Origin of the sequence: Citrobacter sp. R-1.5.2 (genome assembly GCF_035064245.1) — a bacterium.
Classification (GTDB): Bacteria; Pseudomonadota; Gammaproteobacteria; order Enterobacterales; family Enterobacteriaceae; genus Citrobacter.
Map to the genome: position 1 here is coordinate 32,453 of NZ_JASEYC010000011.1, position 17,542 is coordinate 49,994.

The following is a 17,542-nucleotide window of genomic DNA, read 5'->3' on the forward strand; positions in this document are numbered from 1 at the left end:
ACCGTAGGCCCGATAAGCGCCGCACATCGGGCACATCGCCGGAGGCGGCATCAGCGTCTTTTCCGGCCTACAGGTTTCGCTGTATACCACAGGCCCGATAAGCGTCGCGCCATCGGGCACATCGCCGGATGCGGCGTAAACGCCTTATCCGGCCTACAGGTTTCGCTGTATACCACAGGCCCGATAAGCGTCGCGCCATCGGGCACATCGCTGGAGGCGGCGTAACCGCCTTTTCCGGCCTACAGGTTTTGCTGTTTACCGTAGGCCCGATAAGCGCCGCACATCGGGCACATCGCCGGAGGCGGCATCAGCGTCTTTTCCGGCCTACAGGTTTTGCTGTTTACCACAGGCCCGATAAGCGTCGCGCCATCAGGCACATCGCCGGAGGCGGCGTAACCGCCTTTTCCGGCCTACAGGTTTTGCTGTTTACCACAGATCCGATAAGCGCCGCACATCGGGCACATCGCCGGAGGCGGCGTAACCGCCTTTTCCGGCCTACAGGTTTTGCTGTTTACCACAGATCCGATAAGCGCCGCGCATCGGGCACATCGCCGGAGGCGGCGTCAGCGCTTTTTCCGGCCAACAACTCAGCGTAATTGCTGCCCTGCTTTAAGCGTTGCGGCCACGTTTCGTGCTGTCATCCGCACATTTTCACTCGCATTATCCAGCGCCTCATCCAGCGTGCAAATGGTATAAATCACGCTAAAAACGGCATCAATTCCATGCTCATGTACCACACCAACATCTGGCGTCAGGCTGCCTGCAATACCAATGACAGGCTTATTATATCGCTTTGCAACGTTCGCTACGCCAACCGGGACTTTGCCATGGATCGTCTGACTGTCAATACGCCCTTCCCCGGTCACAACTAAATCTGCATCCGCAACGCAGTCATCAAGGTGTAACGCATCCGTCACGATCTCGATACCACGGCGTAGCTGCGCGCCGCAAAACGCATACAGTGCAGCCCCCATGCCGCCAGCCGCGCCACCGCCCGCCAGTTCCAGCACGTTAACGTCCAGATCGCGGGCAATCAGTTGCGCATAGTGCGTCAGCGCATTATCCAGACGGGTAATCATCTCTGGCGTTGCCCCTTTTTGCGGACCAAATACTGCAGAAGCGCCCTCTTTACCGGTCAGCGGATTCGTGACATCGCAGGCCACTTCAATACGACAGGTAGCAAGGCGCTTATCTAACGCTGAAATATCTATCCTGGTGAGCGATTCCAGGCCGATCCCGCCTTGTGCAATCTGGTTATTCTGCGCATCCAGCAATTTGGCGCCCAGAGCCTGCACCATACCGGCACCACCATCATTAGTCGCGCTACCGCCAATCCCAATGATGATATGTTCTACACCCGCATTCAGCGCATGGCGAATCAACTCTCCGGTCCCCCATGAGGTGGTTTTCAGCGGGTCGCGCAACCCTGCCGGAACCCGCTCTAACCCACTGGCGGCCGCCATCTCGATAAACGCTGAGCGCTCATCTCCCGATAACCCATAAAATGCCCGTACCTTACTTCCCAGGGGACCCGTAACATCAACATGCACAAGGTGGCCCGCCGTAGCGGCAACCATCGCCTCGACCGTTCCTTCACCACCATCAGCAACCGGTATCTTTACGTAATCCGCATCAGGCCAGATCTCACGAAAACCCTGCTCAATGGCAGTTGCCACCTCAAGCGCACTCAAACTCTCTTTATAAGAATCCGGTGCAATTACTATTTTCATAAGCCGTCCTTACGCATGTTGATTCTGTTAATCATACACCTGGAGATGTGCCGGTTCCTGTCAGAACCGGCATAACGCTTAGCGCACCATGCATGGGCGTTTATTATCAAAGGTCCAGTTCGGGATCAGGTACTGCATTCCCATCGCGTCATCACGCGCCCCCAGGCCGTGCTGCTGGTACAGCTCGTGTGCTTTCATCACCTGATCCATATCCAGTTCTACACCCAGACCCGGCTTCGCTGGCACCTGTACCATGCCGCCTTTAATGTCGAACGGCTCTTTGGTCAGGCGTTGGTTACCTTCCTGCCAGATCCAGTGGGTATCAATGGCCGTAATTTTACCCGGTGCCGCTGCCGCGACATGAGTGAACATCGCCAGCGAAATATCAAAGTGGTTGTTAGAGTGTGAGCCCCAGGTAAGGCCAAACTCATGACACATCTGCGCCACGCGAACAGAGCCCTGCATAGTCCAGAAATGCGGGTCAGCCAGCGGAATATCCACAGACTGCAACGACAGCGTGTGCCCCATCTGACGCCAGTCGGTAGCGATCATATTGGTCGCCGTCGGCAGACCCGTAGCGCGGCGGAATTCCGCCATCACTTCACGCCCAGAGAACCCCTGCTCCGCGCCGCATGGATCTTCAGCATAAGCCAGCGATCCTTTCAGATACTTACCGATCTTGATCGCTTCATTCAACGACCAGGCACCGTTAGGATCGAGCGTTACGCGGGCCTGCGGGAAACGCTTCGCCAACGCGACGATAGATTCCGCTTCCTCTTCCCCTGCCAACACGCCACCTTTCAGTTTAAAGTCGTTAAAACCATATTTCTCATACGCTGCTTCAGCCAGGCGCACTACCGCATCCGGGGTCATGGCCTCTTCATGGCGCAGGCGATACCAGTCGCACTTCTCATCCGGCTGACTCTGATACGGCAGCGGCGTCGCTTTACGGTTGCCGACGAAGAACAGATACCCCAACATTTCCACTTCGCTACGCTGCTGACCATCACCTAACAGAGACGCGACATTCACCCCCAGGTGCTGGCCTAACAGATCCAACATTGCCGCTTCGATCCCGGTAACCACATGAATAGTGGTACGTAAATCGAAGGTCTGCAAACCACGCCCACCGGCATCCCGATCGGCAAAGGTATTGCGTACCGTATTCAGTACGTTTTTGTATTCACCTAACGTTTTGCCCACCACCAGCGGAATCGCATCTTCCAGAGTCTGACGAATTTTCTCGCCGCCGGGAATTTCGCCCACCCCGGTATGACCGGAATTATCTTTGATAATCACAATATTACGCGTGAAGAACGGGGCATGTGCGCCGCTCAGGTTCATCAGCATGCTGTCGTGGCCCGCAACCGGGATCACCTGCATAGCGGTCACTACTGGGGTAGAAAATTGTGCGCTCATTATCGTGTCCTTATTCAAAATCAGTGACGGCCGAAAACGGGACGTTTACGGTCAAAAGTCCATCCGGGGATCAGATACTGCATCGGTGCTGCATCATTACGCGCACCGCCGGGCAATGCCTTATAGGCTTCATGCGCTTTCTGTACCTGATCCCAGTCCAGTTCCACACCCAGACCGGGTGCATCTGGAACCGCAATTTTTCCGTTCTTTATTTCCAGCGGATTCTTCGTCAGACGGCAATCGCCCTCCTGCCAAATCCAGTGTGTGTCGATGGCTGTCGGATTGCCCGGCGCTGCCGCACCGACGTGAGTAAACATTGCCAGCGAAATATCAAAGTGGTTATTGGAATGGCATCCCCAGGTCAGGCCCCAGTCATCGCACAACTGTGCCACGCGCACTGCACCAGAAAGCGTCCAGAAGTGCGGATCGGCCAGCGGAATATCGACAGCATTCAGCATTACCGCGTGGCCCATTTCGCGCCAGTTGGTAGCAATCATGTTGGTCGCCACCGGCAAACCGGTCGCGCGGCGGAACTCAGTCATCACTTCACGCCCGGAAAATCCCTGTTCAGCGCCGCACGGATCTTCGGCGTAGGTCAGAACATCATTTAGCCCTTTGCACAAGGCGATCGCTTCATCCAGTAGCCAGGCACCGTTAGGGTCCACCGTAATACGTGCCTCCGGGAAGCATGCTTTCAGCGCACGGGCGGTTTCAATTTCTTGCTCACCCGGCAACACACCGCCCTTCAGTTTGAAATCTTTAAAGCCATAACGATCCTGTGACGCCTGCGCCAGACGCACCACCGCATCGCTGGTCATCGCTTGCTGGTGACGTAAGTGATACCACTCATGTTTACCCGGCGTACTTTCCAGATACGGCAGATCGGTTTTGGTGCGATCGCCTACATAGAACAGATAACCGAGCACGGTCACTGCATCACGCTGCTTACCCGGACCTAACAGCTCGCAGACCGGTACATTCAGCGCTTTGCCCAGCAGATCCAGCAGCGCGGCTTCCAGCGCCGCCACCGCATTGACGCGCAGCTCAAATGTCCAGGCACCATTGCCGAAGGTATCAAAGTCAGCAGCCTGATTGCCTTTATGCACCTGCTGGACCACCTTATTCAGGCGGGCTACTTCCTGGCCTAACACCTGCGGAATAGCGTCCACCAGCGTTTGATAGATCACTTCTCCGCCCGGCGCTTCACCCACACCGGTGTGTCCGGCGTTATCAGTAAGGACCACGATATTGCGGGTAAACCAAGCGTTATGCGCGCCACCAATATTGAGCAGCATGCTGTCATGACCAGCCACCGGAATGACTTTCATGTCGGTAATAACGGGACTCGATTGTGTTGTCATCATCATTGTCCTGCGACAGGTTTCAGTTCGATACGTTTAATATCGCCGACCAGCACCAGATAACTCACCACGGCAATCAGCGCATGCACTCCAACGTAAATCAAGGCACCATTAAACGACCCCGTCGTGCCCACAATGTAGCCGATAGCAATCGGTGTCACGATGCCGGAGATATTACCGAACATGTTGAACAGACCGCCGCTCAGGCCGCTAATCTCTTTAGGAGCCGTGTCCGCCATTACCGCCCAGCCCAGTGCACCAATACCTTTACCGAAGAAGGCCAGCGCCATAAAGCCGATAATCATCCATTCAACGTTGACGTAGTTACAGAACACCATCACCATTGACAGCAACATACCCAACACGATTGGCGTTTTACGGGCGATATTTAGCGAACCGGTGCGACGCATCAGCCAGTCGGAAATAATGCCGCCGAGCACGCCACCTGCGAATCCGCAAATAGCCGGGACCGACGCCACAAATCCCGCTTTCAGAATCGACATACCGCGCGCCTGTACCAGATAGACCGGGAACCAGGTGATAAAGAAGTAGGTCAGCGCGTTAATACAGTACTGGCCGATGTAGATACCGATCATCATGCGGGAACCCAACAACTGCTTGATTTGCCCCCATTTCACGCTGAACGGAACTTTAGCTTTAGCTGCTGCCTGATCCATGTTGATCAGTGCGCCACCTTCGGCAATGTAGTCCAGCTCTTTTTGGTTTACACCCGGATGCTGGTTCGGTTCGTGAATCACTTTCAGCCAGACAAAGCTGATGATGATCCCGAGTCCACCCATAAAGAAGAATACGTGTGACCAGCCCACTTCGTGGGTCAGCCAACCCATGATTGGCGCGAAGATAACAGTGGCGAAGTATTGCGCGGAGTTAAAAATTGCCACCGCGGTCCCCCTCTCCTGCGCCGGGAACCAGGCCGCAACAATGCGACTGTTGCCAGGGAACGAGGGTGACTCAGCTAAGCCCACGAGGAAACGCAAGGTAAACAGTGCGACGATGATTCCGAAGCCGCTAAAGATATCGACGAAGCCTTGCAGCAAGGTAAACATGGACCAGATAAAGATGGACCAGAAATAAACGCGCTTTGAACCAAAGCGGTCAAGCAACCAGCCGCCGGGGATCTGGCCGATAACATAGGCCCATGAAAAAGCAGAAAATACATACCCCATCCCGACCGCATCCAGACCAATGTCTTTGGCCATTTCTGAACCGGCAATGGATAAAGTGGCGCGATCGCCGTAGTTGAAGGATGTGACGATAAACAACATCACCACTATCCAGTAGCGAGCGTTAGTGCGTTTTTCCGCGCTGCTCGCCGCCTGACTTAATGAACTCATTGTTGCACTCCTGAATCTTGGCTTTCGCCAGTTCATTCTGTACAGCACCTGTAGGGTGATCAGAATGAGAGGTTAGTGTGTGGCAGTTTTGGTACAGCTCGGGGCCGTTTTATTCTGACTCGCTGCCTTTCCGGGAACTGACGGGAAAAGTATATGAAGGAGTGCCTCTTTCCCTCACCGTGCAGGAACACAACATTAGGGAGGCAGTAAGAAGTTGTTTGGGGCATAAGCCCAAAGCAGTGGAAGTTAGTTCACGTAATTGGGGTTTTATTGCCGGGTGGCGGCTTCGCCTGACCCGGCCTACGGTTCAAATGGGGGTTGCATGCCCGTGCGGGCGAGAGGTTATTTAAGCAAGGTTCCCCAGTTTTCTACCCAGGGATTAGATTCGCTTTCCGGTTCCGGATGTTCACCGGCATCAATCAGCAACATCTCACCCACTCGCTGGGCGCTCTGTTCTTGCAAAAGCGCATCAAACTGCTTACCGCCGCCGCAGAAATTGGCATATGAACTGTCACCGAGCGCAATAATGCCGTAGTGAACGTCAGGCTGGTAACCCAGTTGGTCTTTAATTCCCTGAAACAGCGGCACGATGCTGTCCGGCAGATCACCTTGTCCCGTCGTCGACGTTACGACCAGGATGTACTTGTCTTTGTATTTTTCCCAGTCAGCCAGTTCCGGATCTTCATAAACCGTGGCTTTATGCCCCTGATTTGCGAGGATAGCTTCGGCCTCTTCGGCAACCAGCAGCGCGTTTCCATACATTGTGCCGACAAAAATACCAATTTCCGCCATAACCTTTATCTCCAAGGACTTAAGAATCTGTCTGCTCATCCTGACCTGACAGCCCGCTGAACTCAACCCTTTCATTCTCAGGGAGAAGCCCACACCAGCCAAACTGTGATAGCGCTTGCATCCAGACGTTATCCAACCCGGCACGAATAACCAGTGGTTCACCGGTGAAGGGGTGCGTAAGTTCAAGCTGGCTGGCATGCAGCATCAGGCGCTGGCAGCCAAAATGCTCTGCGGCGCTGCGGTTTTGTCGCAAATCACCGTGCTTACTATCGCCAATAATCGGATGACGCAAATGCGCCAGGTGACGTCTGAGCTGATGTTTACGGCCAGTTTTAGGATCCAGCTCCACCAGCCCGTAACGGGTGGTTGGATAGCGACCGGTTGCCACGGGCATTTCTACCGTAGCCAGCCCGCGATAGTGGGTTACCGCAGGCTGTGGGCCTTTGTCGTCACGGGCAAATTTATCGGCAATCTTGTCCAGCTCTTCCACCAACGGATAATCCAGCACGGCGTCGTCCATCAGCCAGCCGCGCACAATGGCATGGTAGCGTTTTTGGATTTGATGCTGCTCAAACTGCTGTGCCAGCCGTCGTCCGGCCTCGCTGGACAGCCCCATCAACAGCACACCGGATGTTGGTCTGTCGAGTCGGTGGGCGGTAAAAACGTGCTGGCCAATCTGGTCACGCACGGTTTGCATTACCACCACTTTCTCATCGCGGTCGAGCCAGCTACGATGAACCAGCCAGCCCGAAGGTTTGTTGACTGCAACCAGCCATTGATCTTGATAGAGAATTTCCAGCATCAGGCGTCATCACGGGTAAATAGCGCATCCAGATCCTGCAGTGCAATCAGGATCACATCGCGCTGCGGATGATCGGCTGCCAGCGCCATTTCATAATATGGCGCAATAGCGAACGCTTCCGGAAGTGGCTGCGCATTATCAAGCAGCGCATGCATACGGGGAATCAACACCCACTGCAGCCATTCAACTGGCTCCATGGTATCCATACAAAAAGGCTGCGTGCTGGAAAACAGATGCGCTTCTGGCTCATCCATCCGCCAGTGATTATGTTCACGCAGCAGTGCTTCAAGCGCATGCAACTGCTCGCGCACACGGTCATGAGTCGTCATGAAATTAACCTCAATGATGAAAAATCTGGCGCGAAGAATAGCACTAGTAGAAGGGAAATAAAAAAAGGGAGCACTGTAAAAACAGTGCTCCCGGTTCGTTTCGCAGCATTCCAGCTACTTTTGGTGCTCCCTGCTCATCCGTGACAACTTTTCCTGTGGTCTTGCGACCTCGTTCATCCTGAACATTTGCATCCTGCTCACACCGCCCCCGATGTGAAAACTTCATCCTGAAGTGTCCCTGGCCATCCTGACCCGCCGAACATCCTGACCGGCTCTCGTTCTCCATCCTGGAGGTGTCCTTTAACGCTTCCCGCGTTTTCCTCTTTGCTTCATCCTGAAACCTGTCCTTGCAGCACCGTCCTGGTGTGTCCTGCCGAAGTGTCATCATCCTGATGTTCACTTCGTTGTGCGACTCCTTGTCGACGGAGATAGAATCGCCTGTTTCGCATTGTCTTACAAGACACTTACAGACATACCCTAATGATTATTTTCGTATGAAAGTTGACAATAAAACATTAACCGATTGAATTATAAATATTTAATATTATATCGGCCGATGAAGTCTTTACTGATCACCTGGCAATCTCCTACAGGGTTTGTAAGAGATCTCTCACACGCCCTAGGGCAAACTGGATTACAGAACAGGCTTAAGTTGAGTAAGAAATTCCGCAAGTGAGGCCGCCAGAACCGTTCGTTTACGGGTTCCCAGCGTTTCCTTGCAGACTTCCCCAGACAAGTTGCACACTGAAATAACATCAAGTTCATTGTCCAGTGTGGCAATAAAAAGCGTTGGAGAGAGCTTAAGGCGTTTTTGCGTAACCAGGTGGCCGATCAGGTTTTCCTGTACGCGTCTGAAGTCATCTTCAGACCAGGTTTGCAGAAGAGTAAGTTTTTCGTCCGCAAATTGTGCGTGCATGTCCCCGGCAAACTGGGTGGTATAAAACGCATGAACAGCGGGTTGTACCACAATATCAAAGGCACGTTCAACCGCGTTTACATTCGGCTCGCCTACAAAAGGCTGCGGTTGCCAGTACACCGCATCGTTCGTGGAGGAGATGATGCACGGAGACGGTACGCCATACAGCTCTTCACTCAGCGGCCAGCTGCTGTTTTTTTCATGCCATGCATCGCAATAACGCGTCGTAAAGGCTGTCAACGCCTGTGCGGTCAATTCGTCCACTGATTTCTCTCTTCACAAAAGCCAGGATACACTTGTCGCATAGTGTATCTGGTTTATGACGGTGAAACATGTCTTCTTATGAAAATCATCGGGCGCTTGACGGCCTGACTCTCGGAAAATCAACGGATTACCGAGATATTTACGACGCCAGCCTGCTGCAGGGTGTTCCGCGCAGCCTGAACCGCGACCCGCTGGATCTAAAAGCCGATAATCTGCCTTTTCACGGCGCGGATATCTGGACGCTGTATGAACTGTCATGGCTGAATGCCAACGGCTTACCGCAGGTTGCGGTCGGCCATGTAGAGCTGGATTACACCAGCGTTAATCTGATTGAATCAAAAAGTTTTAAGCTGTATCTGAACAGTTTTAATCAGACGCGTTTTGACTCATGGGAACACGTCCGTCAAACTCTGGAACACGATCTACGCACCTGCGCGCAGGGTGATGTCAGCGTGGCGATCTATCGTCTTGATGAACAGGAAGGGCAGCCGATAGCCCACTTCAATGGCACCTGTATCGACAATCAGGATATCGTCATTGATAACTACCAGTTCAGCACCGACTATCTGGAAAACGCCGTGAGCGGCGACAAGGCAGTAGAAGAGACGCTGGTCAGCCATCTGCTGAAATCCAACTGTCTGATCACCCATCAGCCTGACTGGGGTTCCATACAAATTCAGTATCGTGGACGCAAAATCGACAGGGAAAAGTTGCTACGCTATCTGGTCTCCTTCCGCCACCATAATGAATTTCACGAGCAGTGTGTGGAACGTATTTTCAATGACCTTCTGCGTTTCTGTCAGCCAGAGAAACTGAGCGTATATGCACGCTACACGCGACGCGGCGGCCTCGATATCAACCCATGGCGCACCAACACAGATTTCACCCCCGCAACAGGCAGACTGGTGCGTCAGTAATCTTTTTTCTCAATTTTGCGTGTCGGATTCCGCGCGCAAGGTTGTGAAAGGTCATAAGCCAGGGCTATTGTAATCAGTAGAGGATGATATCTCTCGTCCCGTAAGGAGTTTACTTGATTACACATATTAGCCCGCTTGGCTCAATGGACATGTTGTCGCAGCTGGAAGTCGATATGCTTAAACGCACGGCCAGCAGCGACCTGTATCAACTGTTTCGTAACTGTTCGCTTGCCGTTCTGAACTCCGGCAGTTTGACCGACAACAGCAAAGAGCTGCTGTCTCGTTTCGAAAGTTTCGACATTAACGTGCTGCGCCGTGAACGCGGTGTGAAGCTGGAACTGATCAACCCACCTGAAGACGCGTTTGTCGATGGGCGCATCATTCGCGCGCTGCAGGCCAACCTGTTTGCCGTCCTGCGCGACATTCTTTTCGTCAATGGCCAGATCCATAACGCGGGTCGTTTTCAGCATCTGGATCTCGAAAGCTCGGTTCACATCACCAACCTGGTGTTCTCCATTCTGCGTAATGCCCGGGCACTTCACGTCGGTGAAGCGCCGAACATGGTCGTCTGCTGGGGCGGTCACTCAATCAACGAGAACGAGTACTTGTATGCGCGTCGCGTGGGCACTCAGTTAGGCCTGCGTGAACTGAACATCTGCACCGGGTGTGGTCCGGGTGCGATGGAAGCACCAATGAAAGGTGCCGCGGTCGGCCACGCTCAGCAGCGCTACAAAGACAGCCGCTTTATCGGTATGACCGAGCCGTCAATTATCGCTGCGGAACCACCAAACCCGCTGGTTAACGAACTCATCATCATGCCGGACATTGAAAAACGTCTGGAAGCGTTCGTCCGTATCGCTCACGGCATTATCATCTTCCCCGGCGGCGTAGGAACGGCAGAAGAGCTGCTGTACCTGCTGGGTATCCTGATGAATCCGGCGAACAAAGATCAGGTTCTGCCATTGATCCTGACCGGGCCAAAAGAGAGCGCAGATTACTTCCGCGTACTGGATGAGTTTATCGTGCACACGCTGGGAGAAGAGGCGCGCCGTCACTATCGAATTATCATTGACGATGCAGCGGAAGTCGCTCGTCTGATGAAAAAAGCGATGCCGCTGGTGAAAGAGAACCGCCGGGACACCGGTGATGCCTACAGCTTTAACTGGTCAATTCGTATCGCGCCTGATTTGCAGATGCCGTTCGAACCGTCCCACGAAAACATGGCGAATCTGAAACTGTATCCAGACCAGCCTGTGGAAGTGCTGGCTGCAGACCTGCGTCGCGCATTCTCCGGTATTGTCGCGGGGAACGTGAAAGAAGTCGGCATTCGCGCCATTGAAGAGTTTGGCCCGTACAAAATCCACGGCGACCCTGAGATGATGCGCCGCATGGACGATCTCCTGCAGGGCTTTGTTGCACAACATCGTATGAAGTTGCCGGGCACTGCGTATATCCCTTGCTACGAAATCTGCGCATAACCTTCAACACCGGGTAGCTGATGCTACCCCGGTGACAGTTTTGTCCATATCAAAGCCGGATTTGGCGCATCAGCCAACCGGCTTTTTTAGTGATACCAGTCACATAGCTCACGCAATAACATAAATATCAATTATCTTTCGTCTGACAAGCCCCGAAACGCAAACGATTACCTTCCAAAGGAAACCGTGATTTATCACCGCAAATTATAATTAGTCGTCAGAATTCACTAAAAATAACAGTTTTTATAGCGCAACCCTCGTATCTTCGCGCCCTGCCTTTCATGCCATATGTCGTTAATGTTAGCCTTCACGCCCGTAAATTCGCTTTGACTATTTTTTAACAGATTAATGGTCCAAATTTATCCACATAAAAGGTGGATTATTGCATTTGAGATCACGATCACTGATACATTCATTACTTAAATGTATCTTTCCGCCCGAAAATTATTACGGCGAAAAATTATATAAAAATCGCTAAACGAATTTCGTTTTACAGTCGGGTATTTTTTCATTGGATTGAACCCAAACCCGACTTTTTAAGCTTCCTCCAGGAGAAACAGATGGAAAACACTCAAACCAGCACTATCGTTACGGGCCAGACCCGCAGCGCATGGCGCAAGACAGACACCATGTGGATGCTGGGCCTTTACGGCACGGCGATTGGCGCGGGTGTATTATTCCTGCCAATTAACGCAGGCGTTGGCGGTATGATCCCGCTGATCATCATGGCCATTCTTGCCTTCCCAATGACCTTCTTTGCTCACCGTGGTCTGACCCGCTTCGTGTTGTCCGGTAAAAATCCGGGTGAAGACATCACTGAAGTTGTAGAAGAGCACTTTGGCGTTGGCGCAGGTAAACTGATTACTCTGCTCTACTTCTTCGCTATCTACCCCATTCTGCTGGTTTACAGCGTTGCAATCACCAACACCGTTGAAAGCTTCCTGACTCACCAGTTGGCGATTACGCCGCCGCCGCGTGCAATCCTCTCTCTGATTCTGATTGTCGGCATGATGACCATCGTGCGCTTCGGTGAGCAGATGATCGTGAAGGCGATGAGCATCCTGGTATTCCCGTTTGTTGCGGCACTGATGCTGCTGGCACTGTACCTGATCCCGCAGTGGAGCGGTGCGATTCTGGAAACCTTGTCTTTTGACTCTGCGGCAACCACCGGCAACGGCCTGCTGCTGACCCTGTGGCTGGCAATTCCGGTAATGGTGTTCTCCTTCAACCACTCCCCGATCATCTCCTCCTTCGCCGTGGCGAAGCGTGAAGAGTACGGTGATGAAGCAGAGAAGAAATGCTCCAAGATTCTGGCATTCGCTCACATCATGATGGTACTGACCGTTATGTTCTTCGTCTTCAGCTGCGTATTCAGCCTGACTCCGGCGGATCTGGCTGCAGCTAAAGAGCAGAACATCTCTATCCTGTCTTACCTGGCGAACCACTTTAACGCACCGATTATTGCCTGGATGGCACCGATCATCGCGATTATTGCTATCACCAAGTCCTTCCTCGGCCACTACCTGGGTGCGCGTGAAGGTTTCAACGGTATGGTAATTAAGTCTCTGCGTGGCAAAGGCAAGTCCATCGAAATCAATAAACTGAACAAAATCACTGCACTGTTCATGCTGGTAACCACCTGGATTGTGGCGACGCTGAACCCGAGCATCCTCGGCATGATTGAGACCCTGGGTGGCCCGATCATCGCGATGATTCTGTTCCTGATGCCGATGTATGCGATTCAGAAAGTACCGGCAATGCGTAAATACAGCGGCCATATCAGCAACGTGTTCGTTGTGATTATGGGCCTGATCGCTATCTCCGCTATTTTCTACTCTCTGTTCAGTTAATTCCCCTGCGCCGCTCTTCGGGGCGGCGCACCTCGATACACAATGGACGCCTCATGATTAGCGTATTCGATATTTTCAAAATCGGCATTGGCCCTTCCAGCTCCCATACTGTTGGCCCGATGAAAGCAGGCAAACAATTCACGGATGACCTGATTGCACGCGGAATTCTCACTGACGTAACCCGCGTAGTGGTTGATGTCTATGGCTCTCTGTCCCTGACCGGGAAAGGTCACCATACCGACATCGCGATTATTATGGGCCTGGCGGGTAATCTGCCGGATACCGTAGACATTGATGCTATCCCGTCCTTTATCCAGGATGTGAATACCCATGGACGCTTGTTGCTGGCAGACGGTCAACATGAGGTCGAATTCCCGGTTGATAAGTGCATGAATTTCCATACGGACAATCTGTCCCTGCACGAAAACGGGATGCGCATTACCGCGCTGGCTGGCGAAAAAGCCATATACAGCCAGACGTACTATTCCATCGGCGGTGGATTTATCGTTGATGAAGAACACTTTGGTTTGCCGAATAACAATCCGGTAAGCGTGCCGTATCCGTATAAATCCGCAGCCGATTTACAACGACACTGTCAGGAAACCGGCCTGTCACTTTCCGGCCTGATGATGCAGAACGAGCTAGCTCTGCACAGCAAAGAAGAGCTGGAACAGCACTTTGCAAACGTCTGGGAAGTGATGCGTAGTGGAATTGAACGCGGTATCACCACCGAAGGTGTTCTGCCGGGCAAACTGCGCGTTCCGCGTCGTGCGGCAGCACTGCGTCGTATGCTGGTTAGCAGTGACAAAACCACGACTGACCCGATGGCAGTTGTAGATTGGATCAACATGTTTGCGCTGGCCGTGAACGAAGAGAACGCTGCCGGTGGACGTGTAGTTACCGCCCCGACGAACGGCGCATGCGGGATTGTTCCTGCGGTGTTGGCGTACTATGACAAGTTTATCCGCGAAGTGAACGCTAACTCACTGGCACGCTATATGCTGGTCGCGAGCGCTATCGGTTCCCTGTACAAGATGAATGCCTCAATTTCGGGTGCTGAAGTCGGCTGTCAGGGTGAAGTCGGTGTAGCGTGTTCTATGGCGGCAGCGGGCCTGGCAGAACTGCTGGGCGGTAGCCCGACGCAGGTATGTATCGCCGCAGAAATCGGTATGGAACACAACCTGGGTCTGACCTGCGACCCGGTTGCCGGACAAGTTCAGGTTCCGTGCATTGAGCGTAACGCCATTGCATCGGTGAAAGCGGTGAACGCGGCTCGTATGGCGCTGCGCCGCACCAGTGAGCCTCGTGTATGCCTCGATAAAGTTATCGAGACCATGTACGAGACAGGTAAAGATATGAACGCCAAATACCGCGAAACCTCTCGTGGTGGTCTGGCGATGAAGATTGTCACCTGCGATTAATGCTCAGCACATTTTAGGATCTGTAGGCCGGATAAGGCGCTCGCCGCATCCGGCTTTTATTGCCTGATGGCGCTGCGCTTATCAGGCCTACGGATAGCACTATTTCACAATGCTCGTCTCCACTCGTCGTGAATGTTACCCTACAGACTAATTTGTTAGGGAGAACACCGTGGCCGTCCATCTGCTCATTGTCGATGCACTCAATCTCATTCGTCGCATTCACGCCGTCCAGGGGTCGCCCTGTGTGGAGACATGCCAGCACGCACTCGATCAGTTGATTGTGCACAGCCAACCCACGCACGCCGTGGCGGTATTCGATGATGAGGCACGTAACAGCGGTTGGCGTCACCAACGGCTGCCTGACTACAAAGCAGGTCGTCCACCGATGCCCGACGAATTGCATCACGAAATGCCCGCCCTACGCGCCGCATTTGAACAGCGCGGCGTCTGTTGTTGGGTCTCGAGCGGGAATGAAGCCGATGATTTAGCCGCAACGCTGGCGGTGAAAGTCACCCAGGCGGGACATCAGGCCACCATCGTTTCGACAGACAAAGGTTATTGCCAGTTGCTCTCCCCAACATTACGCATTCGCGACTATTTCCAGAAGCGCTGGCTGGACGCGCCATTCATTGAGAAAGAATTCGGCGTAATGCCTCAGCAGTTGCCGGACTACTGGGGACTGGCCGGGATCAGCAGCTCAAAAGTGCCGGGCGTTGCAGGTATTGGTCCCAAGAGCGCAACGCAGCTACTCGTGCAGTTTCAGCATCTGGAAGGGATTTACGCACATCTGGAAGACGTGCCGGAAAAGTGGCGTAAGAAACTCGAAATACATAAAGAGATGGCGTTTCTGTGCCGTGATATCGCGCGGCTGCAAACGGACTTACATATTGACGGAAACCTCCAGCAGCTACGGCTGGCACGGTAGTTCTTTGGCGATAGCTCTGTTGCCGGATGGCGGTGTAAACACCTTATCCGGCCTACAAATCAATCACACTGTAGGCCGGATAAACGCCTGGTGATTACCAGGCAGTATGGTAAAGCTCGACGATATCGGCAATGCTTGCTTCACGCGGGTTACCGCCAGTGCAAACATCGTCAAATGCCGCCTGCGCCAGCGCAGGAATATCTTCCTTACGTACCCCAACATCACGTAAGTGCGGCGGGATCCCCACATCGCGGTTAAGCGCAAACACAGCATCTACCGCTGCCTTACGCGCCTCTTCCAGCGTCAAACCTTCCACTTTCACCCCCATCACCCGGGCGATATCGCGGAATTTCTCTCCGGTGTATTCGGCGTTATAGTGCATCACGTGCGGTAACAAAATGGCATTGGCGACGCCGTGTGGAGTGTTATAAAAGGCCCCCAGCGGGTGCGCCATCCCATGCACGAGTCCCAAACCGACGTTTGAAAATCCCATCCCGGCAACGTACTGACCCAGCGCCATTGCCTCACCGGACTGGCTGTCGCCATTAACAGAGCCGCGCAACGCCCCGGCAATGATCTCAATGGCTTTGATGTGCAACGCGTCAGTGAGTGCCCACGCCGCCCGCGTAATATAACCTTCAATAGCATGGGTCAACGCATCGACCCCGGTCGCCGCTTTTAACGCGGCAGGCATACCGTCCATCATATCGGCATCAATAAACGCCACCTGCGGGATGTCATGCGGATCGACACAGACAAATTTACGCCGATTTTCTTCATCCGTGATCACGTAGTTAATGGTCACTTCCGCCGCCGTCCCTGCCGTCGTAGGGATTGCCATCACCGGTACGCTCGCAGCACGTGTTGGCGATAACCCTTCAAGGCTGCGGACATCGGCAAACTCAGGGTTATTGTGGATAATGCCAATCGCTTTGCAGGTATCTTGCGGGGAGCCGCCGCCTATCGCTATCAGATAATCAGCACCACTTTGCTGAAAGACTCCCAATCCCTCCTTCACCACTGCAATTGTAGGATTCGGGATCACGCCGGAATAGATTTCCCACGGCAAACCGGCGGCATCCATACGGGATGTCACCTTATCGACAACGCCGCACTGTACCAGGTTTGCATCGGTGACAATCAAAGCCTTGCGATAACCCCGACGGATGACCTCGTCCGTTAATGCCCCAACAGCTCCCCGGCCAAACCATGCCGTTTCATTCAGAATCATTCTGTTCGCCATCGTATTTCTCCTTTTCGCTATGCGAAATTACTCTTCAATTCGTAATCCGTAAGATTTGAATTTCTCCAGCACAATGGCGATCTCTTCGTCATCCAGCACCGGCACCGGGTCGACAATCGCCAGGGTGCTCAGATACAGGCGGGCCAAAACTTCCACTTCATGCGCCAGCCATAGTGCTTTTTCCAGATTCGCTTCACAGGCAATCAACCCATGGTGCTGCAACAGCGTTGCCTTACGGCTTTTCAACGCGACGCTCACATGCTCTGACAGCTCTCGTGTACCAAACGTCGCATACGGCGCACACGGGATAGAGTTCCCCCCAGCCGCGGCAATCATGTAATGGATTGCCGGAATAGGACGGTTCAAAATTGACACGGCGGTGCAATGAATCGCATGGTTATGAACGACCGCATTGGCATCCGGACGCGTCTGATAAGCTGCCAGGTGAAAACGCCATTCACTGGAAGGTAATTGTCCTTTATCATATTTGCCGTCGTTATCTACGAACACGATCATGTTTTCAGTGAGTCTTTCGTAAGGGATACCGCTGGGTGTGATCAGCATTCCATTTTCATATCGCGCACTCACATTTCCGGCGGTTCCCTGGTTCAACCCAAGACGGGTCATTTCCAGGCAGGTTTCGATGATTTCACGTGATAAACGCATTCTTTCCATAATGATTCTCCGGGTACAGTTGCCCCTCGTCTTTATTGCGAAAAAATGCTGCCGCAGAGTAAGAC

Annotated in this window: 16 protein-coding genes; 6 read left to right on the plus strand and 10 right to left on the minus strand. The window is 53.1% G+C overall.

Annotation, left to right across the window (positions count from 1 at the left end; genetic code table 11):
* Window positions 1-225 (plus strand): hypothetical protein (locus QMN38_RS18200; RefSeq protein ID WP_323605544.1); only part of this gene is annotated, 225 nt, incomplete at its 5' end.
* A 362-nt stretch (window positions 226-587) separates the two neighbouring features.
* Here the strand turns inward: QMN38_RS18200 and QMN38_RS18205 are convergent.
* The 8 genes from QMN38_RS18205 to syd all read right to left on the minus strand — a co-directional run bounded on the left by QMN38_RS18205 (window position 588) and on the right by syd (window position 8,968).
* Window positions 588-1,730, minus strand: coding sequence for a glycerate kinase (locus QMN38_RS18205; RefSeq protein WP_271449523.1), 1,143 nt, complete (start codon window positions 1,728-1,730; stop codon window positions 588-590).
* 78 nt (window positions 1,731-1,808) lie between these two features.
* A complete protein-coding gene (gene gudD / locus QMN38_RS18210; RefSeq protein WP_202037889.1) occupies window positions 1,809-3,149 on the minus strand; it encodes a glucarate dehydratase in 1,341 nt (446 codons plus the stop codon).
* Between the two features lie 20 nt (window positions 3,150-3,169).
* Window positions 3,170-4,510, minus strand: coding sequence for an enolase C-terminal domain-like protein (locus QMN38_RS18215; protein ID WP_271456121.1), 1,341 nt, complete (start codon window positions 4,508-4,510; stop codon window positions 3,170-3,172).
* A 2-nt stretch (window positions 4,511-4,512) separates the two neighbouring features.
* Window positions 4,513-5,865 carry a galactarate/glucarate/glycerate transporter GudP gene (gene gudP, locus QMN38_RS18220; protein ID WP_271441044.1) on the minus strand — a complete coding sequence of 451 codons (1,353 nt, stop codon included), beginning with the start codon at window positions 5,863-5,865 and terminating at the stop codon, window positions 4,513-4,515.
* A gap of 342 nt (window positions 5,866-6,207) precedes the next feature.
* On the minus strand, window positions 6,208-6,657 hold the full coding sequence (locus QMN38_RS18225; RefSeq protein WP_271441045.1) for a flavodoxin: 450 nt from the start codon (window positions 6,655-6,657) through the stop codon (window positions 6,208-6,210).
* Between the two features lie 19 nt (window positions 6,658-6,676).
* Window positions 6,677-7,459: a tRNA pseudouridine(65) synthase TruC gene (truC, locus tag QMN38_RS18230; RefSeq protein WP_271441046.1), complete on the minus strand. Its 783-nt coding sequence runs from the start codon at window positions 7,457-7,459 to the stop codon at window positions 6,677-6,679.
* Window positions 7,459-7,788 (minus strand): YqcC family protein, encoded by a 330-nt coding sequence (locus tag QMN38_RS18235; RefSeq protein WP_149692202.1) that lies wholly within the window; start codon window positions 7,786-7,788, stop codon window positions 7,459-7,461. Before QMN38_RS18235 ends, truC begins: the two co-directional genes overlap by 1 nt.
* Window positions 7,789-8,422: 634 nt before the next feature.
* The gene (syd, locus tag QMN38_RS18240; RefSeq protein WP_271441047.1) at window positions 8,423-8,968 is read right to left on the minus strand and encodes a SecY-interacting protein; all 546 of its coding nucleotides are present in this window, start codon (window positions 8,966-8,968) and stop codon (window positions 8,423-8,425) included.
* A 68-nt stretch (window positions 8,969-9,036) separates the two neighbouring features.
* On the opposite strand from syd, the gene queF reads away from it, so the two are divergent.
* The 5 genes from queF (at window position 9,037) to xni (ending at window position 15,559) form a co-directional block, all read left to right on the plus strand.
* The gene (gene queF / locus QMN38_RS18245) at window positions 9,037-9,885 is read left to right on the plus strand and encodes an NADPH-dependent 7-cyano-7-deazaguanine reductase QueF (protein WP_323605546.1); all 849 of its coding nucleotides are present in this window, start codon (window positions 9,037-9,039) and stop codon (window positions 9,883-9,885) included.
* A 113-nt stretch (window positions 9,886-9,998) separates the two neighbouring features.
* The gene (gene ppnN, locus QMN38_RS18250) at window positions 9,999-11,363 is read left to right on the plus strand and encodes a nucleotide 5'-monophosphate nucleosidase PpnN (protein ID WP_005130941.1); all 1,365 of its coding nucleotides are present in this window, start codon (window positions 9,999-10,001) and stop codon (window positions 11,361-11,363) included.
* 560 nt (window positions 11,364-11,923) lie between these two features.
* Window positions 11,924-13,213, plus strand: coding sequence for an HAAAP family serine/threonine permease (locus QMN38_RS18255; RefSeq protein WP_005130942.1), 1,290 nt, complete (start codon window positions 11,924-11,926; stop codon window positions 13,211-13,213).
* A gap of 53 nt (window positions 13,214-13,266) precedes the next feature.
* Window positions 13,267-14,634, plus strand: coding sequence for an L-serine ammonia-lyase (locus QMN38_RS18260; protein ID WP_271441049.1), 1,368 nt, complete (start codon window positions 13,267-13,269; stop codon window positions 14,632-14,634).
* 169 nt (window positions 14,635-14,803) lie between these two features.
* A complete protein-coding gene (gene xni, locus QMN38_RS18265; RefSeq protein ID WP_271441050.1) occupies window positions 14,804-15,559 on the plus strand; it encodes a flap endonuclease Xni in 756 nt (251 codons plus the stop codon).
* A 94-nt stretch (window positions 15,560-15,653) separates the two neighbouring features.
* Here the strand turns inward: xni and fucO are convergent, their stop codons facing one another.
* Together fucO and fucA are read right to left on the minus strand one after the other, a co-directional pair.
* Window positions 15,654-16,802, minus strand: a complete 1,149-nt coding sequence (gene fucO, locus QMN38_RS18270; protein WP_048213086.1) for a lactaldehyde reductase — start codon at window positions 16,800-16,802, stop codon at window positions 15,654-15,656.
* 27 nt (window positions 16,803-16,829) lie between these two features.
* The gene (fucA, locus tag QMN38_RS18275; protein WP_005130946.1) at window positions 16,830-17,477 is read right to left on the minus strand and encodes an L-fuculose-phosphate aldolase; all 648 of its coding nucleotides are present in this window, start codon (window positions 17,475-17,477) and stop codon (window positions 16,830-16,832) included.
* Window positions 17,478-17,542 lie beyond the last annotated feature (65 nt).